At 46.2% G+C, this 1226-nt stretch carries 2 pseudogenes; both read left to right on the top strand.

What is annotated here, in order from left to right:
• Positions 1 to 228, top strand: a pseudogene (locus QZ506_RS20630) (IS5/IS1182 family transposase); the annotation flags it as partial.
• Positions 229 to 817: 589 nt separating this feature from the next.
• A pseudogene (locus QZ506_RS20625) lies at positions 818 to 1226 on the top strand (transposase family protein); the annotation flags it as partial.

The following is a 1226-nucleotide window of genomic DNA, read 5'->3' as shown; positions in this document are numbered from 1 at the left end:
GCTGTTGCAAATCAGCGCATTAGCGGTAGTAACGATATCTGGAAAAAGAAAGTGGGCTATCACCGGCGCTCAGTGGCTGAAACGGCCATGTTCCGGTTCAAAAGGCTTCTGGGTGGTCATCTAAGTCTGAGAGACTACGATACTCAGGTGGGTGAAGCCATGGCCATGGTCAAAGCGCTTAACCGGATCACGCTATTAGGAATGCCGAACAGTATTCGCATCACGTAACAATCTCCCTGTATGGGGCGCAGTCGTTACAAGTTCTGATTTATTCAACAAAGCCTCCAGAAGATGCTTTTTGATCGTTTGAACGACAGGTACGTTAAAATTTTAGTACATATGTAAAAAAATGAGAGCGGTATAAGCGACTAATGTGGTACGGGTTCACGGGATTTTTTGACCTTTTACTTCTACACTTGAATAGGAATTTGACGATGTAGGCTTTTGCTTGCTCGTTCAAGATCAAAACACCACGTCGCGCTGCTTGATCATTACGCTAACGGAAGTACAAGATATTTTATCTATTTGTTTTTATTGATTAATTACGGTTTGCGGTTTCGGTCTATCGAAAGCATCTATTCAATGTATTGCGATCCTGCGTGTCAGTCGCGCAGATCTGTAGGGAGGTTGACGACCGCTTCTCAGTGCGTCCGTGGAGTTATCTTGTCATAGCATGAAGCAGAGGAAACGATGAGTCTGATATTTGGACAAAATGAAATCATAGGCATGCCGAGCAAACCTGTACAAAATGGGGTCTTCCCTTGTTGTGGTGGCTGAAGGCATGATAATGGCGCACTAAATTGCAGAGGTCACCACCATGGACGAAAAGTCTCTCTACGCTCATATCCTCAATCTGTCTATTCCGTGGCAGGTAAAGTTTCTTTCTCTCGATGAGAATGCCGGTTCTGTTACCGTTACAGTCGGTATCGCTGAAAACACTCAGTTAACCTGTCCAACCTGCTGGAAACACTGTCCTATTCACGATCACCGACATCGTAAATGGCGCCATCTCGACACCTCCCAGTTCGCGACAATAGTCGAAGCTGATGTACCCCGCATTATGTGCCATGAGCATGGCTGTCAGACGCAGCCTGTTTCATGGGCTAGCCCCGGTATACGCTGTTGTTCGAGTCATTTGTTATCTCATGGCTGAAAATCAGCACCGTGGATGCCGTCAGGAAACAGCTGAGGCTGAGCTGGAATGCTGTCGATAACATTATGCAACG

The sequence above is a fragment of the Candidatus Symbiopectobacterium sp. genome (assembly GCF_020054415.1).
Classification (GTDB): domain Bacteria; phylum Pseudomonadota; class Gammaproteobacteria; order Enterobacterales; family Enterobacteriaceae; genus Symbiopectobacterium.
This window is presented reverse-complemented; position numbering and strand designations above follow the sequence as displayed.